Raw genomic sequence first — 23,592 nt, forward strand, 5'->3', positions numbered from 1 at the left:
ACGACACCAATAATGCAGCATTTCAGGAGAACAACATGACTCAACGCGTATCAGGCAAATGGCTGTTGGCGCTGGGCGTCGCCTCGGCGCTGACAGCCGCTCCGGCTCTGGCCGCAAAAGATGTGGTGGTGGCGGTCGGTTCTAATTTTACGACCCTCGACCCGTATGATGCTAACGACACGCTGTCGCAGGCCGTCGCCAAGTCCTTCTATCAAGGGCTGTTCGGCCTCGATAAAGAGATGAAGCTACAGAACGTGCTGGCGGAAAGCTATACCGTTTCCCCGGACGGCCTGGTGTATACCATTAAGCTACATCCGGGGGTGAAGTTCCAGGACGGTACCGAGTTTAATGCCGAAGCGGTTAAGGCGAACCTCGATCGCGCCAGCAACCCGGAAAACCATCTCAAGCGTTATAACCTGTATAAAAATATCGCCAGCACCGAAGCGGTAGACCCGACCACGGTGAAAATTACCCTCAAACAGCCTTTCTCGGCGTTCATTAATATTCTGGCCCATCCGGCGACGGCGATGATTTCTCCGGCGGCGCTGAAGAAATATGGTAAAGAGATTGGCTTCCATCCGGTTGGCACCGGGCCTTATCAGCTCGATACCTGGAACCAGACCGATTTTGTGAAAGTGAAAAAATTCGCCGGTTACTGGCAGCCAGGGCTGCCGAAGCTGGACTCCATCACCTGGCGCCCGGTCGTGGATAATAATACCCGCGCGGCGATGCTGCAGACCGGCGAAGCGCAGTTTGCGTTCCCGATCCCCTACGAGCAAGCGCCGCTGCTGGAGAAAAATAGCAAGCTAGAGCTGGTGGCCAGCCCGTCAATTATGCAGCGCTATATCAGCATGAACGTGACGCAGAAGCCGTTCGATAATCCCAAAGTGCGCGAAGCGATTAACTACGCTATCAACCGTCAGGCGCTGGTAAAAGTCGCTTTTGCCGGCTACGCCACACCGGCGACCGGCGTGGTGCCGCCGTCTATCGCCTATGCTGAAAGCTACAGCGCCTGGCCGTACGATCCGGCTAAAGCTCGTGAGCTGCTGAAAGAGGCGGGTTATCCGAATGGCTTTACCACGACGCTATGGTCATCGCACAACCACAGCACGGCGCAGAAAGTACTGCAGTTTACCCAGCAGCAGCTGGCGCAGGTGGGCATTAAGGCGCAGCTGACGGCGATGGATGCGGGCCAGCGCGCGGCGGAAGTTGAAGGTAAGGGACAGAAAGAGAGCGGCGTACGCATGTTCTACACCGGCTGGACGGCGTCGACCGGGGAAGCTGACTGGGCGCTGTCGCCGCTGTTTGCGTCGCAAAACTGGCCGCCGACCCTGTTTAATACGGCTTTCTACAGCAATCCGCAGGTCGATAAAGATCTCAATGACGCGCTGAAAACCACCGATGCGCAGGAAAAAACGCGGCTGTATAAAGACGCGCAGGATACTATCTGGAAAGAGTCGCCGTGGGTGCCGCTGGTCGTAGAAAAGCTGGTCTCGGCGCACAGTAAAAATCTGACCGGTTTCTACATCCAGCCGGATACCGGATTTAGCTTTGAACAGGCGGATCTTAAGTAGAGAGTTGTGGGTCCCCGGGCGCAGGCTGCGGGGAATTTGCGCAAGGAGAAGCATGCTCAATTATGTGATTAAACGCCTGCTGGGGCTGATCCCCACGCTGCTGATTGTAGCGGTGCTGGTGTTTCTGTTCGTGCATATGCTGCCCGGGGATCCGGCTCGGCTGATTGCCGGACCGGAAGCCGATGCCCAGGTGGTGGGAATGGTGCGCCAGCAGCTTGGGCTCGATCGCCCGCTGCACGTGCAGTTCTGGCACTATATCAGCAACATTTTGCAGGGCGACTTTGGCACCTCGATGGCTTCCCGCCGCCCGGTGAGCAGCGAAATCGCCAGCCGTTTTATGCCCACTTTCTGGCTGACGATTGCCAGTATGGGCTGGGCGGTCATCTTCGGGATGGCGGCAGGGATCGTGGCGGCCGTGTGGCGCAATCGCTGGCCGGATCGTATAGGCATGGCGCTGGCGGTCACCGGCATCTCGTTCCCGGCCTTTGCGCTCGGTATGCTTTTGATGCAGATCTTTTCCGTTGAACTGGGCTGGCTGCCAACGGTGGGCGCCGACAGCTGGCGGCACTATATTCTGCCTTCGCTCACCCTGGGCGCGGCGGTGGCGGCGGTGATGGCGCGTTTTACCCGCGCCTCGTTCGTCGATGTTCTGCATGAAGACTATATGCGCACCGCGCGGGCGAAAGGCGTCAGCGAAACTCTGGTGGTGCTCAAGCACGGCCTGCGCAACGCGATGATCCCGGTCGTCACTATGATGGGGCTACAGTTCGGCTTTTTGCTCGGCGGTTCAATCGTGGTGGAAAAGGTCTTTAACTGGCCTGGTCTCGGACGTCTGCTGGTGGACTCGGTGGAGATGCGCGATTACCCGGTGATTCAGGCGGAAGTGCTCCTGTTTTCGCTGGAGTTTATTCTTATTAATTTAGTGGTGGACGTACTGTATGCCGCCATTAATCCGGCTATCAGGTATAAGTAAGGTGCGATTGCTCAACTGGAGAAGACAAGCGGTTATCAACGCGATGCCGGGGGTTAAACCCGGGCAGATACGTACCCCGTGGCACGAGTTCTGGCGGCGGTTTCGCGGCCAGCCGGTGGCGATGGGCGCGGGGATATTTGTGCTGCTGCTGATTGCGGTGGCGATCGTGGCGCCGTGGATCGCGCCGTTCGATGCGGAAAACTATTTTGACTACGATCGGCTCAACGATGGACCGTCGATGATGCACTGGTTCGGCGTTGATTCGCTGGGGCGCGATATTTTTAGCCGGGTGCTGGTCGGCGCGCAGATTTCGCTGGCCGCCGGGGTTCTGGCGGTATTGATCGGCGCGGCTATCGGCACCGTACTTGGGCTACTGGCCGGGTATTACGAAGGCTGGTGGGATCGCATCATTATGCGCATCTGCGATGTGCTGTTTGCTTTCCCTGGCATTCTTCTGGCGATTGCCGTCGTGGCGGTGATGGGCAGCGGAATGTCGAACGTCATCATCGCGGTGGCGATCTTTTCGATCCCGGCATTTGCGCGTCTGGTGCGCGGCAATACGCTGGTGCTTAAGCAGCAGACTTTTATCGAGTCGGCGCGCAGCATTGGCGCCAGCGACGCTAACATTCTGTTTAACCACATTTTGCCCGGAACGGTATCATCGATTGTGGTCTACTTTACGATGCGCATCGGAGTGTCGATTATCTCTGCCGCCAGCCTGTCATTTCTGGGCCTTGGCGCGCAGCCGCCGACGCCGGAGTGGGGGGCAATGCTGAACGAGGCGCGGGCGGATATGGTGATGGCGCCGCACGTGGCGCTGTTCCCGGCAATTGCCATTTTTCTGACGGTGCTGGCGTTTAACCTGCTGGGTGATGGCCTGCGCGATGCGCTGGATCCGAAGATAAAAGGTTAGGCGTTCGAGGATTGTGCAGCCCGGACAGGTGTCCGGGAAAGCACACCGCACGCTAATTCTGTGCGGTTTTGTCGCCCGGATAGGGCGCATGAGCGCCGCTATCCGGGACAGGTTCAGCGGGCGGAATTAAACCCGGCTGCCCCACAGATCGTATTCGTCGGCGTGTTCGACTTTCACTCGCACAACGTCGCCCGGTTTGACTTTACTTTCGCCGTTGAGGTACACCGCGCCGTCGATTTCTGGCGCATCGGCCATGCTGCGGCCAATGGCTCCTTCTTCATCGACTTCGTCGATCAGCACCATAATTTCGCGGCCAACTTTCTCCTGCAGACGCTCGGCGGAGATCTGCTGCTGAAGCTGCATAAAGCGGTTCCAGCGCTCTTCTTTAACGTCTTCCGGTACCTGATCCGCCAGTTCGTTGGCGGTCGCGCCTTCCACCGGGCTGTACTTGAAGCAGCCGACTCGGTCGAGGCGGGCTTCCTTCAGGAAGTCCAGCAGCATCTGGAAATCTTCTTCCGTCTCGCCCGGGAAGCCGACGATAAAGGTCGAGCGCAGGGTGAGTTCCGGGCAGACTTCGCGCCACTGCTTGATACGCGCCAGCTGACGGTCGGCGGAGCCCGGACGCTTCATCATCTTGAGAATGCGCGGGCTGGCGTGCTGCAGCGGGATATCGAGGTAGGGCAGAATTTTGCCTTCCGCCATCAGCGGGATCACATCATCAACGTGCGGATAGGGATAGACGTAGTGCAGGCGCACCCAGATGCCAAGCTTAGCCAGTTCTTCGCACAGGCTAACCATGCTGGTTTTAACCGGCATACCGTTGTGGAAGCCGCTGCGATGTTTAACATCGACGCCGTAGGCGGAGGTGTCCTGAGAAATCACCAGCAGCTCTTTTACCCCCGCGTCGGCCAGGCGTTTGGCTTCTGCCAGCACTTCACCAATCGGACGGCTGACGAGATCGCCGCGCATGGACGGGATGATGCAGAAGGTGCAGCGATGGTTGCAGCCTTCAGAAATTTTTAAGTAAGCGTAATGACGCGGCGTCAGCTTCACGCCCTGTTCCGGTACCAGGCTCAGGAACGGATTATGTTTAGGCTTCGGCGCGTAGTGGTGGACGTGCTCAAGCACCTGTTCATAGCTGTGCGGGCCGGTAATTTCCAGCACCTTCGGATGCACTTCGCGGATCTGATCTTCTTTTGCGCCCAGGCAGCCGGTGACGATCACTTTGCCGTTTTCTTTCAACGCTTCGCCAATCGCTTCCAGCGACTCCTGCACGGCGCTATCGATAAAGCCGCAGGTGTTAACGATAACCATATCAGCGTTATCGTAGGAGGGAACCACATCATACCCTTCGGTACGCAGTTCAGTCAGGATACGTTCTGAGTCCACCAGATTTTTCGGGCAGCCCAGAGAGACAAAGCCGATCTTCGGCTGAGGGGTGACATTGCTCATAGCTTAAAAAGTGTTCAATTATTGGGATGGTCAGGGCAGGGATTCTACAGAGATCGGCGGAAAGTTTATACTCCTTTTCTTGTTAGCCCGCAGACAGCAGCATCTCTTTTTACGGCGTTGATTATCCGTATTGTTGAGAAAAATAACGCCGTTATTCATCTTTTACCGCCGGAGCCAGCGCAGGGTGGTTTAAATCAGGTTTAAGCCAGAAACAGTAAAATAGTCACTGCTATGGATTTTCATTTTTTATCAGGTTTCCGATGTTTAAAAAGTTGGGTGGTTCAGCGTGCGCGCTGGTAATGATTGGCACAGCGCCAGTTTATGCCGACGAGCTGGCGTTATATTCAGTGAATACCGGTTCATTTGTCTATCATATGACCGGCAATCACGGCCAATATAACGAAAAATTCAATAATCAATTTTTTTCCGTTGAGCGCAAGCTGTCGGCAGATTCGAAGTACAGCCTGTTAGTCGGGACCATGAAAAATAGTTTTGACGATCGCTGCCTCTCTCTGGGGGCAAGGAGAGACTGGTATGCGGGGACAAATGGCTGGACGTTTAAGGGCGTCTATGCCTACACCGGGGAGTTCTTCTTTAAAGCTTTTAGCGATTGCGGCGATTCAGGTACCTATCGAACGGCGAAGAAACTGACCGGCGTCGGTTTCTCTCCCTATATTTATCATGGCCTGCAGTACAATTTTACCCCTTATTTCGGCGTAGAAACCGGGATTATTATCCCGGCGATATTTGTGGTGAGCGTGCAGTGGAGTTTTCGTTGATTCGCCCGAAAGCCGCTTCCGGGCGAATTGATGATTAATGGCTTTGCGCAACGCCAGCGCCTGGCGCAGACCCCGGCGCGGTCGGTTCTCTATTATCGCGAAGCGTAAATACCGAAATTAACGTAAATACCCCGGCGACACCGCCCAGGATATAATACGTCTGCGCGAAGCCGATAGTGTCATACAAATACCCCGCCAGCGGCGAGTAAACGGCGGTGGCGATGGAGGCGACAAACAGCACCAGCAGGTAAACCGTCGATGACAGCTTGTTGTCGAAGTTGGCGGCAATGAATTTAAATACCGACACCAGGATCAGCGGTTTTTCCAGCGCATGCATCATTTTGACTGCGCCGATCCACACCGGACCCAGCGGGATCGCGGAGCCTACGATACGGACCGACATGATCAGTCCGGCGATGATCAGCGCCCACTTCGCGCCGGTGCGGTTTACAAACCACGGCATCAGGCATAAAAACAGCGTCTCCCCGCACACCTGAATGGAGGCCAGAATGCCGTACCAGCGATTCCCCTCCTCGGGCGTCGGGAACTGCAGGGAAAAGTACTGGGCAAACTGCTGATCGTAGGTATCGTATATTTGCGTGACGAAAAGGGTGAAGACCAGCAGCATCCAGAACTGCCCGTTCTTCGCCAGCTCAAGGGCATGGGAAACTTTCAGCGCGCTGGTTTTCTGCATCTCCGCTTCGCTCAGTTCGATTTTGGTCAGCATAAAACAGATCGCCGCAATCACAATGGCGATGCTGGCCAGCCAGAAAGCAAGGTTCGGATTGCTGTCGATATACTTACCGACGATCCACGCCGCGGCGGCCCAGCCTAACGATCCCCACATCCTTACGCGGCCATATTCGAACTGGTAGCGCCGCGAAATTTTATCGATATACGAATCGATCACCCCGCAGCCGGAGTTAAAAATAATCCCCAGGTATACCCCGCCGAGTAGCGCGCCCAGCCAGAAGCTGTGCACCAGCAGCGGTGCATATAAATAAATAAAGAACGGACCCACCGGTAGCAGCATGGCGACGAGAAACCAGATGAGTCGTTTTTTCAGGCCGAATTTATCGGAAATAAAGCCAAAGAAGGGCTGCATCAGCAGGGCAATAAAGGCGTTAACCGAGTAGAGCAGGCCGGTTTTCGTGGCGCTAATCCCGAGATGCTGGGTCGTCCAGATAACAAAGAATGCCATGGTCGAGGACCAGGCGAAGAGGTAGAGGAAGTCGAAAAGACTCAACAAGATATAGTTTCTTCTGCCGGGATTAATCATTTCTGTTCCTTCAAGCGGTAGCGTCAAAGGTTACAAGCAAGATAGAGCAACCTGCTGCGACCTGTTTTGTTATGCGTATTACATATTTGTGAGGTGATATGACACCCGGCGACATTTTCAGGCAATGTGAATGGCGCTAATTTGTGATCATTGCGGCAAAAAAATAATTTTTCATCACATGAAAAAGAATTGATCTTGATTGAGAGCGTATAACATTTTTGCTTGAAGGGCGCAGGTTGAGCAGGCGAGGATTATAATCTTAGTTGTAACATTGTAAATAATGTTAATGACCTGAGAATTATTGATCTCACACAGCGTTTTGTACAAAAAATAACCATATTATAATTATGGTGAAGGACGATAGAGGAGGAACTGAGATGAACGTTGACAGACTGTATCGTAACCTGATGAATAAGCTGATTAATGCCTCCATTGATCTTGATGCTTATTTACAGTTGCGTAAAGCAAAAGGCTATATGTCAGTCAGCGAAAACGACCATCTACGTGATAACTTGTTTGAACTGTGCCATGAGATGCGTGAATACGCGCCGCGCCTGCAGCCCGCCGTTGCGCCGGAGGAAAAGGAAGCCCTGCGCCTTGCGGGCGAAGCCGTCGCTTCCGCGGCGGTATGCCTGCTAAGCGGACATCATGATTGCCCGTCCTACATTGCGGTCAACGTAGATAAACTGGAAAGCTGCCTGGCGGTATTGCGGCTAAACATTCATAAATTGAATGATTTTGCCCCCATTACCCACGCCTGAGACAGGGGGAGCCTGCTCCCCCTGATTAATGTTATGTAAAAATCCCTTCCCGCTTCCCCACGCTGGCTACCCTTATCAGCATTGCTGACAAAAGGAGTATGCCATGCACCAGACCGTCACCCTGATAGCGCTTACCACGCTGTTGTTACCCACTGCCGTCCTTGCCGCCCGGGAGCGCGTGGAGGTGTTGCAGAACCAGCTCGAACACCCGTGGGCGCTGGCCTTCCTGCCGGACGATCGCGGTATTTTGATTACCCTGCGCGGCGGCGAACTCAAGCTCTGGCAGCGCGACAAAGGCCTCTCGTCGGCGATCCCGGGCGTACCGCAGGTCTGGGCTAACGGGCAGGGCGGTTTGCTGGACGTGGCGCTGGCACCGGACTTTGCCCAGTCGCGCCGGGTCTGGCTGAGCTATGCCGAGGGCGGGGATGAGGATAAAGCCGGGACCGCGGTGGGCTATGGCCGATTGAGCGAGGATCTCCAGCGTCTGGAAAACTTCCAGGTGGTGTTCCGCCAGCAGCCGAAGCTCTCGACCGGCAATCATTTTGGCGGACGGTTGGCGTTCGACGGTCGCGGTCATCTGTTTATCGGTCTCGGAGAGAATAACCAGCGTTCAACCGCTCAGGATCTCGATAAGCTGCAGGGAAAAGTGGTGCGGCTAACGGCTGATGGCAAGGTCCCGGCCGATAATCCTTTTGTCGGCCAGTCTGGCGTCAGGCCTGAAATCTGGTCTTACGGAATTCGTAATCCTCAGGGATTGGCGATAAACCCGTGGAGCGATACGCTGTGGTTACATGAGCACGGGCCGCGCGGCGGGGATGAGATTAACATCGTGCAAAAAGGTAAAAACTACGGCTGGCCGCTGGCGACGCACGGCATTAACTACAGCGGCCTGCCGATCCCGGAAGCCAAAGGCAAAAAGGCGGAAGGCACCGAAGCGCCGCTATTTGTCTGGGAGAAGTCGCCGGCGGTGAGCGGTATGGCGTTTTACAACGCGCAGGTTTTTCCGCAGTGGCAACACAGGCTGTTTATCGGCGCGCTGAAGGATGAATCGCTCATTGTGCTCAAGGTTGATGGCAATAAAGTCACGGAGCAGGAGCGCATTCTGACCGATCGCGGTAGACGCATTCGCGACGTACGCGTTGGACCCGATGGTTATTTGTATGTGTTAACCGACGAATCCAACGGTGAGCTGCTGAAGGTGAGTCCGGCGGGTTAAAATCAGGTGACCGGGATCATCACCACGTTGCGCCAGGCCTGACGTTCGCCGATCTGCTGGTACCAGCGCTGCAGATGCGGGCGCGGCTGCCAGGTTTTTACCGTTTCCAGCAGGTTGTAGACGAACGGCGCGACGGCGATATCGCCGAGGCCGAAGGCATCGCCCGACAGCCACTGATGGCGCGACAGCTCGTCGTCCAGAATAGCGAACAGCGTCTCGCAGGCGGCAATACCGGCTTCAATGGCGGCAGGATCGCGTTTTTCTACCGGCGTTCTGACCAGGCCCATTAAAACGGGTCGATGGGCAGGCGAGAGCGAACCGTTGGCCCAGTCCATCCATTTTTCTCCCTGGGCGCGCTCGGCTGGCGACTCCACCCACAGGCGATTCTGACCATACTGCGCGGCCAGATAGCGGATAATGGTGTTTGATTCCCAGAGTACGATATCGGTCGTTGCATCTTTCAACAGCGGTACCAGACCGTTGGGGTTCATGGCCAGATAGGCCGGATCGTGATTCAGACCGAACTCCAGGCCTGCCAGAATTTGCTGATACGGGAGGTCGAGTTCTTCCAGCACCCAGCGCACTTTCTTCACATTGGTTGAGTTATTTCTGCCCCACAGCGTAATCATATCCGCTCCTGCTTTTTATTTCGCCGCCATTGCGGCGTAGTGAGCATTCATGTTGGAATAAAGTTAATATTTAGGCAACCGCGATCAAAAAAATTGCGCTGTTTGCAGCGCCGCGCGAGGTTATTGCGTAAACTTTAAAAACTTTACCAACTCGCTGTTTCTTTAAGGTCATTTGTACGCTTTACTCACCGGCTGCTGCGGCGCGGAACGAGTGTGGCGGCATATTTTTGTTTGGAAAGGATACTTGGGTGGCTCTTATGACGCACGATGCTTTTTCTCTTCGCGGCCTCGCGGCAGGCTGCGCGCTTTTATTTCTCGTCGCGCCTGCGGTGCAGGCTGCGGAACAACTCCCCGATGCGCCATCCATTGACGCGCGCGCCTGGATCCTGATGGACTATGCCAGCGGCAAAGTACTCAGCGAAGGCAATGCCGATGAAAAACTCGATCCGGCAAGCCTGACCAAGATCATGACCAGCTACGTTGTCGGCCAGGCGCTAAAGGCGGGTAAGATTAAGTCTACGGATATGGTGACCATCGGGCGCGATGCGTGGGCCACCGGTAACCCGGCGCTGCGCGGCTCCTCGGTGATGTTCCTCAAGCCTGGAATGCAGGTGTCGGTGGAAGATCTTAACAAGGGCGTTATCATTCAGTCCGGCAACGACGCCAGCATCGCGATTGCCGACTACGTGGCGGGCAGCCAGGATGCGTTTGTCAGCCTGATGAACGGTTATGCGCAGAAGATGGGCCTCACCAATACCACCTTTAAGACCGTGCACGGGCTTGATGCGCCGGGTCAGTTCAGTACCGCCCGCGATATGGCGCTGCTGACCAAAGCGATGATCCATGATGTGCCGGAAGAGTATGCGATCCACAAAGAAAAAGAGTTCACTTTCAACAAAATCCGTCAGCCGAACCGTAACCGCCTGCTGTGGAGCACGAACCTTAACGCTGACGGCGTGAAAACCGGAACCACCGCCGGTGCGGGCTACAATCTGGTCTCTTCCGCAACGCAAAACGACATGCGCCTGATTGCCGTCGTGCTCGGCACCAAAACTGACCGTATCCGATTTAACGAATCTGAAAAATTGCTGACCTGGGGCTTCCGCTTTTATGAAACCGTGACGCCGATTAAACCTGATGCCACCTTCATTACCCAGCGCGTCTGGTTTGGCGATAGCAGTGAAGCGAAGCTTGGCGCGGGCGATGCCGGTTCCATCACGCTGCCGAAAGGCCAGCTGAAAAACCTGAAGGCCAGCTACACCCTGAATGATACGCAGCTGACCGCACCGCTGACTAAAGGGCAGGTTGTCGGCACCATCGACTTTAAACTGAATGATAAAACCATTGAACAGCGGCCGCTGATTGTTATGGAAGCGGTCAATGAAGGCGGGTTCTTTAGCCGGATGATCGATTTCGTGCTGATGAAACTGCACGGCTGGTTCGGCGGCTGGTTCTCGTAAAATGCAGGCCGCGCCCTGCGGGGCGCGGTTTTAGTAAAGGAGTGAAATCTGTTTTTCTTTCGCCAGCGTAAGCAGCTCGTCATCCGGACACACGTCGCTGGCAATCACGTCAAACTGCGATAAATCGCCCATCCGCGCCGGCCGAACTTTGCCAAATTTACTGTGATCGACGACCAGCACGTGGTAGCGCGCGCTTTTCATCGCCCAGTGTTTAACCGGCAGCTCCTCGAGGTTAAAGCAGGTCGCTCCCTGCTCGCAATCGACGCCCGCGGCGGAATAAAACGCGATATCCGGGCAAAGATGGCTTAGCGTATCCTGCAGGCTCAGCGGTTTAAAAATGGCGTTGCTGGCGTGGAACTCGCCGCCGCATAAAATCGCGCGGCACTGTGGCTTTTCCTGCAAGGAAAGGAAGGTGTTGAGCGAATAGCAGACCCCGGTAAACGGCAGGGCGTTGTCGATGGCATCGATAATCCACGGCGTGGTGGTCCCGCAGTCGAAAAAGGCCATCTGATGAGCCTCAAGCAGCTTTGCCGCATGGCGGGCGGCGCGGCGTTTTTCATCAACAAGGCGCGTTTTCTGGTCGCTTAGCAGATAGTGCGTCGCGCTGCGCGGCTCCAGAACGATATAGCCGCCCAGCAAAACGACCGGGCCGCTGTGGCCGTTTAGGTCGCGACGAATAGTCATCTCCGACACCCCAAGCAGGGTGGCCGCTTCTTTTAGATGCAGTTTATCACTGCGCTTGAGTGCCTGAATAAGCTGGCTGATGCGTTCGTCACGACGAGTTTCCATATTCCCTCTAGGCTAAAGCGCCCTGCATCGACAGGGCGTCAGCGGCGATTTTACCTGCCGAAAGAGGGTTAGTCACGCGCAGGCGTTGGGCTCTGCCGCAATTTACCGGCGGCTGAGAAACAGGTTATTCGCGCACCCAGCCTTTGCGAATCGGTAGCGAAAAGAACAGGCGGTACAGCCGCTGCAGATGCTGATAAAGGGTCTTTCCGCCGCTTTGCCACAAAAGCTGGGCGCTTAGACAGGCGCTCATCGCGGTGAGAAGTCCGCCCAGCATATCCATCGGCCAGTGAACGCCGAGATAGACCCTGGACCAGGCAATTGCGCAGGCAACGGCGAAAAGCAGTACTCCCGACCACAGGCGGTGCCAGAACATAAAGGCCAGCGCAAAGGTAAAGCAGATGGTGCCGTGATTGCTCGGGAAGGAGTTGTTGGGCGAGTGGTGCAGGAAGTTATAGCCCATACCGGCGGCGAACGGCCGTTCGTGCGGAAAAAGCGCGCCGAATATCCATGACAGCGTAAGACTAATGGCTAATGCCATCATCACCTTAAATACTAGCTGACGCTGGTTTGGACCCCAAAGCCATAAGGCTAATACTAATAATGGCACAATAATAATCAGGTCTTTGGCGATAAACGTCGCGATCTCTATCGCCCACCACGGGGACGAGGGAGTGGCATTGAGTAATGCAAACAGCGAGTAGTTAATATTTTCCAGCATACGTCCGGGCTCTTTAATCCGTTATCAATAAGCCGCCCACCCTAAGAAACGGTGGCGCTAAGGTAAAGCGGTATTTTCTTAATTATCAGTTTGTTATGAGTGAAATCTTGCATGTATCTTCGTTAACAGACTGAATAAAGGAGTATATAGTGTGTAATCTAATTGAAACATAAACGAAATACATACAGCGGGATTTTTTATTCGCTGGTGGCGAAGAGGTTGCAGAATGGCGATATTTTTTGTCATCGCTCACAATTCGCTATCTCCCCGGCACGACTTTCATTAAACTTTGCGCGGTTTTATTTAAATAAGAGATTTCATGCACAATTCTTCACTTTCAGGCAAACGCCTCGGACGTCAGGCGCTGCTCTTTCCGCTGTGCCTGGTGTTATACGAATTCGCCACCTATATCGGCAATGATATGATCCAGCCGGGCATGCTCTCGGTCGTGGAAGAGTTTGGCGTTGGCAATGAATGGGTTCCGACCTCCATGACCGCCTATCTCGCCGGCGGTATGTTTTTACAGTGGCTGCTGGGCCCGCTTTCGGACCGCATCGGCCGCCGTCCGGTCATGCTGACCGGGGTGGTGTGGTTTATCGTGACCTGCCTGGCGACGCTGCTGGCGCAAACTATTGAGCAGTTCACGCTGCTGCGCTTTTTGCAGGGTATCAGCCTGTGCTTTATTGGCGCGGTTGGCTATGCGGCGATACAGGAGTCTTTTGAAGAGGCGGTATGCATCAAGATTACCGCCTTAATGGCCAACGTCGCGCTGATTGCGCCGCTGCTTGGGCCGCTGGTGGGCGCGGCCTGGGTACATATCTTGCCGTGGGAGATGATGTTTGTCCTGTTTGCCGTACTGGCCGCTATCGCCTTCTTCGGGCTACAGCGGGCGATGCCGGAAACCGCCACCCGCATGGGCGAGAAACTATCGGTCAAAGAGCTGGGGCGTGATTATCGTGAAGTGCTGAAAAACCTGCGCTTTGTCGCCGGCGCGCTGGCCACCGGTTTTGTCAGCCTGCCGCTGCTGGCGTGGATAGCCCAGTCGCCGGTGATTATCATTAGCGGCGAGCAGGCGACCAGCTACGAATATGGCTTGCTGCAGGTGCCAATCTTTGGCGCGTTGATCGCCGGTAACCTGGTGCTGGCGCGCCAGACTTCCCGCAAAACGGTGCGTTCGTTGATTATCCTCGGCGGCTGGCCAATTATGCTTGGCCTGCTGATCTCCGCCGTCGCTACGGTCGCCTCGACGCACGCTTATTTGTGGATGACCGCCGGGCTGAGCGTTTACGCCTTCGGCATTGGGCTTGCTAACGCCGGGCTGGTGCGCCTGACGCTGTTTGCCAGCGAAATGAGCAAGGGGACGGTATCGGCGGCGATGGGGATGCTGCAAATGCTGATCTTTACCGTGGGTATTGAAGTGAGCAAGCACGCCTATGAGTCTGGCGGCAGCGGACTCTTCAGTTTGCTGAATTTGCTTAGCGGGGTGCTCTGGCTGGCGATGACGGTCTACTTCCTGAAGGACAAACGCGTAGGCAGCTCCCTCGAACCGCAGTAACTCTCCAATGACCTGCTGCGACGTTACGCGCCGCAGCAGGCGCGCCCTCAGGCGAACGGCGCTTCGCGATTAAGCACTTTATCAATGATATGCAGTACGCCCTCTTCGTTATTGTGCGGCGCACGATAGCCAGCAACGGCCTTCACCGGCGCGGCGGCGTTGGCCATCGCGTAACCGAATCCGGCATGCTGCAGCATTTCAATATCGTTGCCGCTATCGCCAAAGGCGACCACTTCATGATTGTCGATCCCCCAGCGCTCCTGCAGGATGCGCAGGCCGTTAGCCTTGTGTACCCCAGGAATAATCAGGTCAATGCTGCCGTAGCCGGTAGCGACTGCGGTTACCATATCGCCAAGCGCGGCGTGCAGCTTCGGCTGTATCTCAGGGATCAGCTGGTCCGGGACGTTGAGGCCAAATTTCAGAATCGCATCATCAGCAATATGATTAAAGTCGTCGACCAGTTCGAGGCGATGATAATACTTCGCCGCGACCGCTTTCAGCTCATCATTATACTGGTTGAGGGTATAAGCGCTGCGCTTACCGCAGGCGATAATTTCAATGTTGGTCAGCGTCTGGAGATGATCGATGACGGTATTGAAATGTTCCTGCGGCATCCGGCAGTTAAATACATCTTCTCCGGCGCTGACCACCCAGCCGCCGTTTTCGGCGACAAAGGCGATCTCGTGCGCTACCTCCGGGAAGAAGGAGATAAGCTGGTAATACTGGTTGCCGCTGGCGACGACGAAGCGGATGCCCTGCTCGCGCATCCGCTGATACTGGGCGAGGAAGCGCTGACGGTTATAGGTTTTGGCATCGCTCAGAAAGGTGCCATCCATGTCTACCGCAATCAATTTGATGCTCATTAACTGTTCTCCATCACGGGTTCAGAGTGTGGCTTCGCAACCGCCCGGGCGACGATGGCCGCGACCAGCACCAATGCCAGCACTACCATCATGGCGCTACGCAGGCCGAAGTGCTCGCCGAGGAAGCCCAGCAGCGGCGGCCCGACGAGGAAGGCGAGGTAGCCGGTAATCGCCACCACGCTGACGCGCTTCGGCGCATCCGGGCCAGTGTCGCTGGCGGCGGAAATGGTCAGCGGGAAGCCGAGCGATGCGCCGAGGCCCCATAATAGTACGGAGAGGCCGGCGACCCACGGGTTATCGACAAAAATAATCAGGCCAATGCCCAGCGCGCCCATGACCGCGCTGGCGCGAACCACCGTCACCCGGCTGTAGCGGTCAATAAACCAACCGCCGGTAAAACGGCCGAGGGTCATACCGAGGGTGAAGCCCGCGTAAATCAGCGACCCGGAAGTCGGGCTGAAGCCGTGGCCGTCCACCATCAGCAGCGGCAGCCAGTCGTTGGCGGAACCTTCGGCAAAGGCCATGGCCAGGACGATGACGCCAATCAGCAGCAACTGAGCATCTCGCCATATCGGCAGGCCTTTGCCTTCATGGCGCGCCGCTTCCGCTGCATTCTTGCCGGTACCTTCCGGAATTGCGCGAATGGCGATAGCGATGGGGGCGACAGCCACCAGCGCCGCCAGCAGAATGTGCGGCGCGGCGGGCAGACCGAAGCCGGTGACCGCCATGCCTATTCCGGCGCCGACGAGCGTACCGAAGCTGTAGAAACCATGCATCATCGGCAGCACGGTTTTATTCATTTCGCGTTCAACGGCGGCGCCTTCAACGTTAATCGCCACTTCCGCTGAACCAAAGCTGGCGCCGAAGATGGCTAAGCCAACAGCAAACAGCACCGCCGAGGTAAACCATAGCGCGGCGCTGAGGACCAGCATGCCGACCACCGCGCAGGACATGGTGGTACGAATCACTTTTCGGGTGCCGAATCGATTGACCAGCCACGCTGAGCAGAGGATACCGCTCATCGAACCTATTGATAGCCCAAATAATACAATCCCCATTTCCGCCGTCGAGAGCGCGAGCAGATCGCGAATCGCCGGCGTGCGGGTCGCCCATGAGGCCATGAGTAATCCAGGGATAAAAAAGAACATGAAGAGCGCCCACAGCCTTAGCTGAAGGGCTCTGCGGGAGGTTTGCGCTGTCATCCGTAAATGCCCGAGAGTGGAGAGATGCAGACAACAGTAGCAAGGTTGTGTACATTTGTACATCCAGGCTGCTTGCTGAAGAATGTTTTTTTATTGACCTCTATGATTCGATTCAGCCTGAGGAATGCGCCCAGCATCCGCTAAGGGATTAAGCGCCTATTTAAATGAGAGAGGAACACTGATGGCCCGTCGACCAAACGACCCGCAGCGTCGGGAGCGGATTTTGCAGGCGACGCTGGACACGATCGCGATACACGGCATCCACGCGGTCACGCATCGGAAAATCGCCACCTGTGCGGGCGTGCCTTTGGGCTCGCTGACCTACTATTTCAGCGGTATCGAGGCGCTGGTCGAAGAAGCGTTCAGCCTGTTTACCGGCCAGATGTCGGCGCAGTATCAGCTGTTTTTTGCCGATGTGCATAGCCGCGAAGAGGCCTGTGACGCGATTGCCGAGCTGATATTCAGCGCCCAGGTGACCACCGCACGCAATATGGAGCTGATGTATCAGCTGTATGCTTTTTGCAGCAGCCAGCCGAATTTAAAAGCAGTCATGCAAAACTGGATGCTGCGCAGCCAGCAGACTCTGGAACAGTGGTTTGAACCAGCAACGGCCCGCGGGCTTGACGCCTTTATCGAGGGTATGACGCTGCACTTCGTGACCGACAGAGCGCCGCTATCCAGAGAAGCAATTCGACTGATGGTGGGAAGGCTGGCGGGAGAGTGAGCGGGGCGCAGAAAACAAAAAAACCATTTATGTAAACGGGTTAGTGCAAACAATTACTTGCATAATAATCAATAAGTTAGGTTAGTGGTAAGGAGTGGCAATTACGGGGTAATGCCAACTGCTGCCGCTACTTTGTCGCCATTTGGCAATGTAGCTATCGGGTTAAAGCGCAGGGCCGTTTCTAGGTGATCAGGGGTCAGGTGAGCATAGCGCATGGTCATTTTTATGTCGTGATGGCCGAGGATCTTCTGCAGGGCAAGGATGTTGCCGCCAGACATCATGAAGTGTGCTGCGAACGTATGGCGCAAAACGTGGGTAAGCTGCCCGCGGGGAAGCACTATGGAGGTTTTTTGCATCACAGACAAAAACTGGAAGTAGCAATCCGTAAAGAACTTGAAGCCGTCAAGGGCAATGATTTCCTCATACAGATCTTTGCTGATCGGAATACTGCGGTTCTTTTTACCTTTAGTCCTGACAAATGTAATACGGTACATGGTGACTTGAGTACGTGTGAGGTTTACAGCTTCGCGCCATCGTGCACCTGTGCTTAAACAGATTTTAACAACGAGAGCGAGAAGAGGACTTTGCCGTTGGCAGTCGTACAGAAGCTCAGTGATTTGTTCATGCGTCAGCCAGGCCATTTCCTTCTCGGCAATAGTGAACTTGCGCATGTTTTCTAGCGGATTAGGTGATGTCCATTCACCAGGCCGGGCTAGCTCGCTAAATACTCCGCTCAGATAGTTTTGCTCCAGATTGATGGTTACCGGGCTGGCTCCTTTCTTCCACTTATCGCTATAGTAGATTTCACCCGTCAAACGTTTATCACGGCAATGTGCGAACATTTTGGAACTGAGATCTGTTGCATGGGGATTTCCGAGTGCATCGACCATCAGGAGCAACTTATCGTAAACATGTTCGCCAGCGGACAGGGATTTGCCATGTAGTTTGAACCAGAGTTCAACGACGTCTCGCAGAGTTCTACGGTCCACTGATTCATCCAACCAGGGTTTAACCTCTGTCTCATCCATCGTGTAGCGTTCAAAAGTAAGTGCTTCCACTTTGGTGGCAAATTGCTTACGCACGCGTCGCCCACTAGGTCCTGTGGGGTAACATTCGCAAATCCATTTTCCTATGTTTAATTTACGTACTGCCATAAAAAAGCCCTCATGAATGAGGGTATAATTTGACTGTATATTTAGACAGTGGTCAATGTATGAATATTTCTAATCAAACATAGACTAGGATTTATTGAGCACAACTTTAAACTTATCGGTCACAGAGACTGACGTAATAATTATACATTCTTTTTTTGTATCGTAATAACCTACGCATTGAAATGTTTTATTTTCATTTAATCCTAAACTCAATAAGGTATCTGTTTTTTTATTTTTAAGAGTATAAGTCCCATTAAAGGCTAAATTGTTCAATAAACCGCGGATTTCTTCGACATAATTATTAGATTCCCATTTAATGCAAATGTTATTTGTTTCTGATTGAGTTATTTCGATAATCTCTCCTTTATCAGATTTCCAGTTTTGATGTGAAGGGAATTTTTCGAATATATTGTAGTATGCTCTTGTGAATTTTCGCAGAATGCCTACATTTTTCTGAGCGTATTTTTGCAGGTCGCTCCATTTTTTCTTCTCATTATCCCTCTCTGTATTTAATTTTGTAATCAGTTGATGTATGTTTTCGTGTGGGTTTTTGAAAGATAATGCTCTTTTTATCATCTCATCTGCCTGATCAGATAATCCAGCATTAAGAAGAGCATTGCCAATGTTAGCCATCGCCAATGTATTATCTAATTCCACCGCCTTATTAAAATATTCGCTAGAGATTAATTTTAATCCACATTTTCCTGTAGTTACACCCATATTATTGAAAGTCATGCTGTTTTTGGGATCTAAATTGATAAGTTGTGAATAATTAGCTATTTCAATAGCCCTAAGGGGAGTGTTAGCAGCCTCGTATGCTGCGCTAAATATACCGTCGATATCACTAGGAGAGTATTCTGCTGCTTTATCTAAGCAGAGTGCGTAATTGAACAAATTATCTTTGCCTTTTTCAATCTCTGCCAATTGGTTATAGCAGCGGGATAAATATTCATCCCTTTCATCACCTTCAATGGTTTCTAAATTATCTATCAGGGAAGTTATGATTAATTCAGCTTTAATAGCTTCAAAGTTATCAATGTATAATTGCGATAACTTAAGTGTTAAATGTGCTTTTTCGATTGGAGAATGAACAGCACGCAACTCTTCTTTAACAAATGATATTGCTTTGGAGTATTGCTTTGTTTTTGTCAAGCAACTTATATAATTATCAATATAATGGCGTTTGTTTTGAAAAGTGTTTATTTCATTAATCTTTGTTTTAAATTCATTTAAAATTTCATTGCTTGGTAAAAACATATATTTTACGAATAAGAAGAATGGATATTCTTTATTGTATTCTAAATGATGATGCTGTTGTTTCATTGTTTCATCAAAATAATGACGTGCATCCTCAAATTTTCCTTCATCAAATAAATCCCATACAGTAGCAAACCAATCAGTTTTAATTTCATTGGATATTGTAGATTTCGTGTTTTGAGGGAGATTTTCTGTGGGAGGTGCGTTATCTTCATTTTCGAGTTGAACAGTAGTAGTCGCTTCAATGTTTAAAACGGGCGATTGGACTTTAAAATTTCTAGCGCCACTTAAATTTGAAAGGATAGCACCAAGCTGTTTTCTATAAAATATCAAAGCAAGAATGCAAAGCAAAGGCCATAAAGAATACTTGATGAAAACTTCTATGAGGTTATAAAGTTTATCTTCCATTCTTTTCTACCTAATTATAGGATGGTTTTAATTACTCGTGCGATTATTGTAATATCTGTTATATCGCAGTCAAAGGAATATGAATCATTGATAACTTTTACTCTGTTGTTCGGAATTCGTGCAATCTCTCTAATGCTGAATTTATTATCAACTTGTATCAGCCACTTACCATCCGAGATATCTAAAAATGTCTCATCTGCAAGGTAGGATTTTTCATGATCCTGAATAAATATGGGTGATGTCAATTCAGTGGGCAAAAATGCCTTGTCAAACATCAAATAGCTTGATTGGTAAATAGTCCCATCAATAATTTTGCATTTCTTAATGGATATTAAATCACTGGTATCTTTTTCGTACTTTAAACCAGTACCAGTGACAAGCCAATTCAAAGAGACTCCTGTTTCAAGCGCACACTGTATCACCCATTCAGAGGGGAATGAATCACGCATGTAGCGTGTAGCTAACGTACTTTTTGAGACTCCCAAGTGATCACACAGCGCCTGCCTTGTAGTGTATCCATATGCATCGACCATCCTTTCGATCGCTGCTCTTCCACCTTTTTCCAAATTCATGGTCACTCCAAGTTAACTCAATGTTTGACTTATCGAACTGTGAGGGGTAGGTTTGCGTAAGTTCACACTGGGTGAACAAGACAAGTTGTTGTGGTTCTCATCAGGTTAACCACAACTCATCCGTATTCGAACAAGGAATCATGCATCATGACACCTCAAATTTCAATCTCACTGGCAGTACCTTCCATATCTATCGAAAAATATAGTGAACTCACAGGGTTATACGTCGACACCATAAATGACATGTTGGCGGATGGGCGCTTGATTCGTCACCGTCTTCGTAAGGATAAGAAGCGCGAGAAAGTGATGATCAATATTGCCGCAATGTCTGTAGATGCACTCTCAGATTGCAAAGTGGTTTTTAATTAGTTCGATTTTGTGACCGACTGAGGGAAATGACCATGTTGATTATCAAACTTCTAAACATGCTCACTTTGATATAGCTTGCCGAGCGTTTGCGCTGGCGCATAACTTAGAAGAAGTTGCTGTGGCTGTGGGTATGCGCCCACAAATGCTACGTAATAAACTTAATCCTGTGCAACCGCACCGCCTGACGTGCGATGAATTGCTGGCGATTACTGACCACACAGAAGATGCCCGCCTGCTGGATGGGCTTCTGAGCCAGATTAATTGCCTGCCGTCAGTTCCAGTGAACAATGCCACGCCGGGGAATATGCAGTTTTGTGCCCTGACTGCCACCGCCAGTGTCGGTGCGATCGCTGGGGAAGCCGTATCAACGGAGTGCATGACCTCCGCCCGCCGAACTCAAATCCTTGATCGCGCCCGCGATGCCATCCGCAGCCTTTCCGTGCTGGCTTATACCGTTGGAAGCCGTATTCAGTCCGCACCGGTGCTGGCTGCTGCTGTCGATATCGTGACAACTAACGTCACGGGGATGATGTGATGGCAGAGCCGTATGTATTAAGGAGTGAACATGTTGCTATTTAGGAATACCTCCTGCGAGCAGTGCCATGATTTTTTCAAATTTTGTCAGCGATTCAATGTCGAGCCGCAGTTCAACCGATGTTCTGTTACGCGCAGGGTTGTAGAGGGAAGTTGGGGCGCTACTGTCGAATTCCTCCAGTTCAGCAATGCGTCTTGCTATTTCTGCGTTAGGTGCTGCGGGGATATCACTGAGGAGTCGGGAGTATCGTTTTTTCTGTGCTTCTGCCCTGGCTGCTTTATCGGCTGGTTTATAAGCAACCCGGTAGGCAGAAAAAAACACCGCCAAAATACCGCACAGCCAGCCGAACTGAACACCGATGCTTGTAAGTCCTCCGGTGAGTATGAGCAAAAAATTCATAAGGTTATCAGTACGCCGATTGAATGTTTCAGTCATCACTTCGAGGTAATAACAGTAGGTTGCTTGGAAAATCAGGTTAACCGTTCTATCCCAGCCAGAATTAAAGCCTGCGTAATGCGCTGAGGAATCCCCAGTAATGGGCGGGTGAAAAAAGACAGGCATAGAGTTTTGTGATCTACTGATTGTGCTATCAATTCAATGAGATCACCTCTATGCCTGCCTGCCGAGTATGTCAGAATTTCTTCCGGGATGCTTTAGCTCCGTTTCACAAATACCGACAAAATGCCCTTCTTGACGCCACGCTTGCCTTAATCAACGGCGCGTCACTGACGCTGACCAGTATCGGACGTTATTTACCCGGCGCTGCTCAGGTCAAAAACAAAATCAAACGAGTTGATCGTCTACTGGGCAATAAATCACTCCATCAGGATATTCCTCTGATTTTCAATGGCATTATCACCATGCTGACACGGAAATTATCGCTGTGTGTTATTGCGGTTGACTGGAGTGGCTATCCGTCTAAGGAATACCATTTGCTCCGCGCCAGTCTGCTTTGCGATGGGCGTTCGCTTCCGCTGTTAAGCTGGATAGTCCCGTCAGAAAAGCAGCAGAATGGACAGATACAAAAGGCCTTCCTTGATGCCCTTGCCGGGGCGGTGAACCCGACGGCCAGAGTCATCATCGTTACCGATGCGGGCTTCCAGAATGCCTGGTTCCGGCATATCCGGTCGCTCGGATGGGATTTTATTGGCCGTGTCAGGGGTAATATCCAGATGCGCCTGAACAGCAAAGGTGAATACTGGTTCAGGCGTCAGGAATTACAGGCCAGCAGTAAACCAGAATATCCGGGGCCAGGCACGCTTGCACGGGCGGAATATACCCGGTGTGAGGGACATTTTTATCTGCACAGGAAAGAACCAAAAGGCCGGAAACACCGGCACTCAAGGTGTCGTATAAAACGCAAATCTCAGGTTTGCGACGGGCGCTCTTCAGCAAAAGAGCCGTGGCTCATCTTCAGCAGCACAGACGACTTTAAGCCACGTGAAATCATGAAGTTATACAGTCGCCGAATGCAGATAGAGCAGAACTTCCGCGATGAGAAAAGCGAACGGTTCGGGTTCGGTCTGCGGGCCAGTTACAGCCGTTCAGCGGGAAGAATGCTGGTGCTGAGCCTGCTGGCAACGCTGAGCACAATAGTCCTGTGGCTTAATGGTTATCATGCAGAAAGTAAAGGATTACATGTAAGGTATCAGGCCAACAGTGTTAAATCGCGGCGGGTAATCTCTTATCTGACGTTAGCGGAGAATGTCCTGCGACACTCCCCGCTAATATTAAGGCGAACGGTGCTGAGCACCGTTCTTAACCACCTCGCCAGAGCCTACCGAAGTATGGTGCTGGTTTATTAGCGCTGTTTTATGGGGATCCCTCAGCGCGTAATGCGGGTTTTTTATGCCCTCATAAAACGCTGCGTAACGGCCGCAGCGGCCTTTTCGCGGCTAATCATTCCACCTCAATACGCAAAACAGATCGCGCGCGCAGCAGGGCGCTGGCAGCGTGTGAGCCTGACAAAATAAATCTTTCCGTGACGAAAACGGCGCTACACCGCACCCGCCTGCGGTTTCTGGATCATAAAAATTTTTCAGTTTTATTTTTCTACAAACCAGGCCGCCGCACCGCGCCAGTGCTGGCGGCTTACCAGAAATCCAAATCTGAAAAGATTGAAAAGAATTTCAGTTTTTTTCAGTTTTATGGATCTGCGGAGGATCTAATATATTTTTAACTAGCTGATAAATAAGGATAAAATATTTTTAGGTGAGTCGGTAGGATCAAGTAATGAAAAATTTGATAAGCAAGAAAAACCCGCAATGCTAGAACTGGTACGGGTTTCATGGAAGAAGGATATATTTCAACCACTGAAAAATGTGGTAACGATTAGAGCAGATACTTTGACGCTGTCAAACTCAAGGCTACGGCGGTAAAAATTGCACCAATATAGATTCATAACCATTTG

23 protein-coding genes are annotated in these 23,592 nt (G+C 52.2%); 12 read left to right on the forward strand and 11 right to left on the reverse strand.

Annotated features, from left to right (window positions below):
- Positions 1 to 35 precede the first annotated feature (35 nt).
- The 3 genes from gsiB to gsiD are packed head-to-tail and all read left to right on the forward strand — an operon-like array spanning position 36 to position 3,460.
- Entirely contained in the window at positions 36 to 1,574 is a 1,539-nt protein-coding gene (gsiB, locus tag ABLV12_RS18050) for a glutathione ABC transporter substrate-binding protein GsiB (RefSeq protein WP_004100531.1), read from the forward strand.
- A 52-nt stretch (positions 1,575 to 1,626) separates the two neighbouring features.
- Positions 1,627 to 2,547, forward strand: a complete 921-nt coding sequence (gene gsiC / locus ABLV12_RS18055; protein ID WP_004100533.1) for a glutathione ABC transporter permease GsiC — start codon at positions 1,627 to 1,629, stop codon at positions 2,545 to 2,547.
- Between the two features lies 1 nt (position 2,548).
- Positions 2,549 to 3,460, forward strand: a complete 912-nt coding sequence (gene gsiD / locus ABLV12_RS18060) for a glutathione ABC transporter permease GsiD (RefSeq protein WP_017146287.1) — start codon at positions 2,549 to 2,551, stop codon at positions 3,458 to 3,460.
- Positions 3,461 to 3,586: 126 nt separating this feature from the next.
- Here the strand turns inward: gsiD and rimO are convergent, their stop codons facing one another.
- The gene (gene rimO / locus ABLV12_RS18065) at positions 3,587 to 4,912 is read right to left on the reverse strand and encodes a 30S ribosomal protein S12 methylthiotransferase RimO (RefSeq protein WP_004100537.1); all 1,326 of its coding nucleotides are present in this window, start codon (positions 4,910 to 4,912) and stop codon (positions 3,587 to 3,589) included.
- 299 nt (positions 4,913 to 5,211) lie between these two features.
- On the opposite strand from rimO, the gene ABLV12_RS18070 reads away from it, so the two are divergent.
- A complete protein-coding gene (locus tag ABLV12_RS18070) occupies positions 5,212 to 5,691 on the forward strand; it encodes a hypothetical protein (RefSeq protein ID WP_026055890.1) in 480 nt (159 codons plus the stop codon).
- A gap of 34 nt (positions 5,692 to 5,725) precedes the next feature.
- On the opposite strand, the gene ABLV12_RS18075 is transcribed toward ABLV12_RS18070, so the two are convergent.
- Entirely contained in the window at positions 5,726 to 6,967 is a 1,242-nt protein-coding gene (locus tag ABLV12_RS18075; RefSeq protein ID WP_162098348.1) for an oligosaccharide MFS transporter, read from the reverse strand.
- Positions 6,968 to 7,347: 380 nt separating this feature from the next.
- Here ABLV12_RS18075 and bssR point away from each other — a divergent pair, with 380 nt between their 5' ends.
- Positions 7,348 to 7,731 carry a biofilm formation regulator BssR gene (gene bssR, locus ABLV12_RS18080; protein WP_004111675.1) on the forward strand — a complete coding sequence of 128 codons (384 nt, stop codon included), beginning with the start codon at positions 7,348 to 7,350 and terminating at the stop codon, positions 7,729 to 7,731.
- Between the two features lie 103 nt (positions 7,732 to 7,834).
- Positions 7,835 to 8,947 (forward strand): PQQ-dependent sugar dehydrogenase, encoded by a 1,113-nt coding sequence (locus ABLV12_RS18085; protein WP_023320627.1) that lies wholly within the window; start codon positions 7,835 to 7,837, stop codon positions 8,945 to 8,947.
- A gap of 2 nt (positions 8,948 to 8,949) precedes the next feature.
- Here ABLV12_RS18085 and ABLV12_RS18090 read toward each other — a convergent pair whose 3' ends face one another.
- Entirely contained in the window at positions 8,950 to 9,576 is a 627-nt protein-coding gene (locus tag ABLV12_RS18090; RefSeq protein ID WP_049593369.1) for a glutathione S-transferase family protein, read from the reverse strand.
- A 257-nt stretch (positions 9,577 to 9,833) separates the two neighbouring features.
- Here ABLV12_RS18090 and dacC point away from each other — a divergent pair, with 257 nt between their 5' ends.
- A complete protein-coding gene (dacC, locus tag ABLV12_RS18095; RefSeq protein ID WP_016808089.1) occupies positions 9,834 to 11,036 on the forward strand; it encodes a serine-type D-Ala-D-Ala carboxypeptidase in 1,203 nt (400 codons plus the stop codon).
- 30 nt (positions 11,037 to 11,066) lie between these two features.
- Here dacC and deoR read toward each other — a convergent pair whose 3' ends face one another.
- Positions 11,067 to 11,825 carry a DNA-binding transcriptional repressor DeoR gene (deoR, locus tag ABLV12_RS18100; RefSeq protein ID WP_004100552.1) on the reverse strand — a complete coding sequence of 253 codons (759 nt, stop codon included), beginning with the start codon at positions 11,823 to 11,825 and terminating at the stop codon, positions 11,067 to 11,069.
- A 124-nt stretch (positions 11,826 to 11,949) separates the two neighbouring features.
- The gene (gene ybjG / locus ABLV12_RS18105; RefSeq protein ID WP_004100554.1) at positions 11,950 to 12,543 is read right to left on the reverse strand and encodes an undecaprenyl-diphosphate phosphatase; all 594 of its coding nucleotides are present in this window, start codon (positions 12,541 to 12,543) and stop codon (positions 11,950 to 11,952) included.
- Between the two features lie 319 nt (positions 12,544 to 12,862).
- Here ybjG and ABLV12_RS18110 point away from each other — a divergent pair, with 319 nt between their 5' ends.
- A complete protein-coding gene (locus ABLV12_RS18110) occupies positions 12,863 to 14,098 on the forward strand; it encodes an MFS transporter (RefSeq protein WP_016808088.1) in 1,236 nt (411 codons plus the stop codon).
- 47 nt (positions 14,099 to 14,145) lie between these two features.
- Here ABLV12_RS18110 and ABLV12_RS18115 read toward each other — a convergent pair whose 3' ends face one another.
- Positions 14,146 to 14,961, reverse strand: a complete 816-nt coding sequence (locus ABLV12_RS18115) for a Cof-type HAD-IIB family hydrolase (protein ID WP_049593366.1) — start codon at positions 14,959 to 14,961, stop codon at positions 14,146 to 14,148.
- Entirely contained in the window at positions 14,961 to 16,163 is a 1,203-nt protein-coding gene (locus ABLV12_RS18120; RefSeq protein WP_017146224.1) for an MFS transporter, read from the reverse strand. Before ABLV12_RS18120 ends, ABLV12_RS18115 begins: the two co-directional genes overlap by 1 nt.
- 181 nt (positions 16,164 to 16,344) lie before the next feature.
- Between ABLV12_RS18120 and ABLV12_RS18125 the strand changes: the two genes are divergently transcribed.
- Positions 16,345 to 16,887, forward strand: a complete 543-nt coding sequence (locus tag ABLV12_RS18125; RefSeq protein WP_004100562.1) for a TetR family transcriptional regulator — start codon at positions 16,345 to 16,347, stop codon at positions 16,885 to 16,887.
- 101 nt (positions 16,888 to 16,988) lie between these two features.
- Here the strand turns inward: ABLV12_RS18125 and ABLV12_RS18130 are convergent, their stop codons facing one another.
- The 3 genes from ABLV12_RS18130 to ABLV12_RS18140 all read right to left on the reverse strand — a co-directional run bounded on the left by ABLV12_RS18130 (position 16,989) and on the right by ABLV12_RS18140 (position 20,278).
- Positions 16,989 to 18,041, reverse strand: coding sequence for a tyrosine-type recombinase/integrase (locus ABLV12_RS18130; protein ID WP_348867204.1), 1,053 nt, complete (start codon positions 18,039 to 18,041; stop codon positions 16,989 to 16,991).
- An 84-nt stretch (positions 18,042 to 18,125) separates the two neighbouring features.
- The gene (locus ABLV12_RS18135; RefSeq protein ID WP_348867205.1) at positions 18,126 to 19,706 is read right to left on the reverse strand and encodes a hypothetical protein; all 1,581 of its coding nucleotides are present in this window, start codon (positions 19,704 to 19,706) and stop codon (positions 18,126 to 18,128) included.
- Between the two features lie 14 nt (positions 19,707 to 19,720).
- Complete coding sequence (locus ABLV12_RS18140; RefSeq protein WP_348867206.1) at positions 19,721 to 20,278, reverse strand: phage repressor protein CI; 558 nt, start codon at positions 20,276 to 20,278, stop codon at positions 19,721 to 19,723.
- 147 nt (positions 20,279 to 20,425) lie between these two features.
- Here ABLV12_RS18140 and ABLV12_RS18145 point away from each other — a divergent pair, with 147 nt between their 5' ends.
- Positions 20,426 to 20,647, forward strand: coding sequence for a regulator (locus tag ABLV12_RS18145; RefSeq protein ID WP_348867207.1), 222 nt, complete (start codon positions 20,426 to 20,428; stop codon positions 20,645 to 20,647).
- A gap of 70 nt (positions 20,648 to 20,717) precedes the next feature.
- A complete protein-coding gene (locus tag ABLV12_RS18150) occupies positions 20,718 to 21,182 on the forward strand; it encodes a phage regulatory CII family protein (RefSeq protein WP_348867228.1) in 465 nt (154 codons plus the stop codon).
- Positions 21,183 to 21,218: 36 nt separating this feature from the next.
- On the opposite strand, the gene ABLV12_RS18155 is transcribed toward ABLV12_RS18150, so the two are convergent.
- Positions 21,219 to 21,743, reverse strand: a complete 525-nt coding sequence (locus ABLV12_RS18155; protein ID WP_348867208.1) for a hypothetical protein — start codon at positions 21,741 to 21,743, stop codon at positions 21,219 to 21,221.
- Between the two features lie 50 nt (positions 21,744 to 21,793).
- Between ABLV12_RS18155 and ABLV12_RS18160 the strand changes: the two genes are divergently transcribed.
- On the forward strand, positions 21,794 to 22,987 hold the full coding sequence (locus ABLV12_RS18160; RefSeq protein WP_348867209.1) for an IS4 family transposase: 1,194 nt from the start codon (positions 21,794 to 21,796) through the stop codon (positions 22,985 to 22,987).
- The last annotated feature ends 605 nt before the right edge of the window (positions 22,988 to 23,592 follow it).

The organism is Klebsiella sp. CN_Kp100 (assembly GCF_040065315.1).
Taxonomy (GTDB): Bacteria; Pseudomonadota; Gammaproteobacteria; order Enterobacterales; family Enterobacteriaceae; genus Klebsiella; species Klebsiella oxytoca.

What these genes read in the sequence shown, in the direction of transcription:
- gsiB (WP_004100531.1), top strand. Translation starts at nt 36, where the DNA reads ATGACTCAACGCGTATCAGGCAAATGGCTGTTGGCGCTGGGCGTCGCC.
- gsiC (WP_004100533.1), top strand. Translation starts at nt 1,627, where the DNA reads ATGCTCAATTATGTGATTAAACGCCTGCTGGGGCTGATCCCCACGCTG.
- rimO (WP_004100537.1), bottom strand. Translation starts at nt 4,912, where the DNA reads ATGAGCAATGTCACCCCTCAGCCGAAGATCGGCTTTGTCTCTCTGGGC.
- ABLV12_RS18070 (WP_026055890.1), top strand. Translation starts at nt 5,212, where the DNA reads ATGATTGGCACAGCGCCAGTTTATGCCGACGAGCTGGCGTTATATTCA.
- bssR (WP_004111675.1), top strand. Translation starts at nt 7,348, where the DNA reads ATGAACGTTGACAGACTGTATCGTAACCTGATGAATAAGCTGATTAAT.
- ABLV12_RS18085 (WP_023320627.1), top strand. Translation starts at nt 7,835, where the DNA reads ATGCACCAGACCGTCACCCTGATAGCGCTTACCACGCTGTTGTTACCC.
- ABLV12_RS18090 (WP_049593369.1), bottom strand. Translation starts at nt 9,576, where the DNA reads ATGATTACGCTGTGGGGCAGAAATAACTCAACCAATGTGAAGAAAGTG.
- dacC (WP_016808089.1), top strand. Translation starts at nt 9,834, where the DNA reads ATGACGCACGATGCTTTTTCTCTTCGCGGCCTCGCGGCAGGCTGCGCG.
- deoR (WP_004100552.1), bottom strand. Translation starts at nt 11,825, where the DNA reads ATGGAAACTCGTCGTGACGAACGCATCAGCCAGCTTATTCAGGCACTC.
- ybjG (WP_004100554.1), bottom strand. Translation starts at nt 12,543, where the DNA reads ATGCTGGAAAATATTAACTACTCGCTGTTTGCATTACTCAATGCCACT.
- ABLV12_RS18110 (WP_016808088.1), top strand. Translation starts at nt 12,863, where the DNA reads ATGCACAATTCTTCACTTTCAGGCAAACGCCTCGGACGTCAGGCGCTG.
- ABLV12_RS18115 (WP_049593366.1), bottom strand. Translation starts at nt 14,961, where the DNA reads ATGAGCATCAAATTGATTGCGGTAGACATGGATGGCACCTTTCTGAGC.
- ABLV12_RS18120 (WP_017146224.1), bottom strand. Translation starts at nt 16,163, where the DNA reads ATGACAGCGCAAACCTCCCGCAGAGCCCTTCAGCTAAGGCTGTGGGCG.
- ABLV12_RS18125 (WP_004100562.1), top strand. Translation starts at nt 16,345, where the DNA reads ATGGCCCGTCGACCAAACGACCCGCAGCGTCGGGAGCGGATTTTGCAG.
- ABLV12_RS18130 (WP_348867204.1), bottom strand. Translation starts at nt 18,041, where the DNA reads ATGGCAGTACGTAAATTAAACATAGGAAAATGGATTTGCGAATGTTAC.
- ABLV12_RS18135 (WP_348867205.1), bottom strand. Translation starts at nt 19,706, where the DNA reads ATGGAAGATAAACTTTATAACCTCATAGAAGTTTTCATCAAGTATTCT.
- ABLV12_RS18140 (WP_348867206.1), bottom strand. Translation starts at nt 20,278, where the DNA reads ATGAATTTGGAAAAAGGTGGAAGAGCAGCGATCGAAAGGATGGTCGAT.
- ABLV12_RS18145 (WP_348867207.1), top strand. Translation starts at nt 20,426, where the DNA reads ATGACACCTCAAATTTCAATCTCACTGGCAGTACCTTCCATATCTATC.
- ABLV12_RS18155 (WP_348867208.1), bottom strand. Translation starts at nt 21,743, where the DNA reads ATGCCTGTCTTTTTTCACCCGCCCATTACTGGGGATTCCTCAGCGCAT.
- ABLV12_RS18160 (WP_348867209.1), top strand. Translation starts at nt 21,794, where the DNA reads ATGCCTGCCTGCCGAGTATGTCAGAATTTCTTCCGGGATGCTTTAGCT.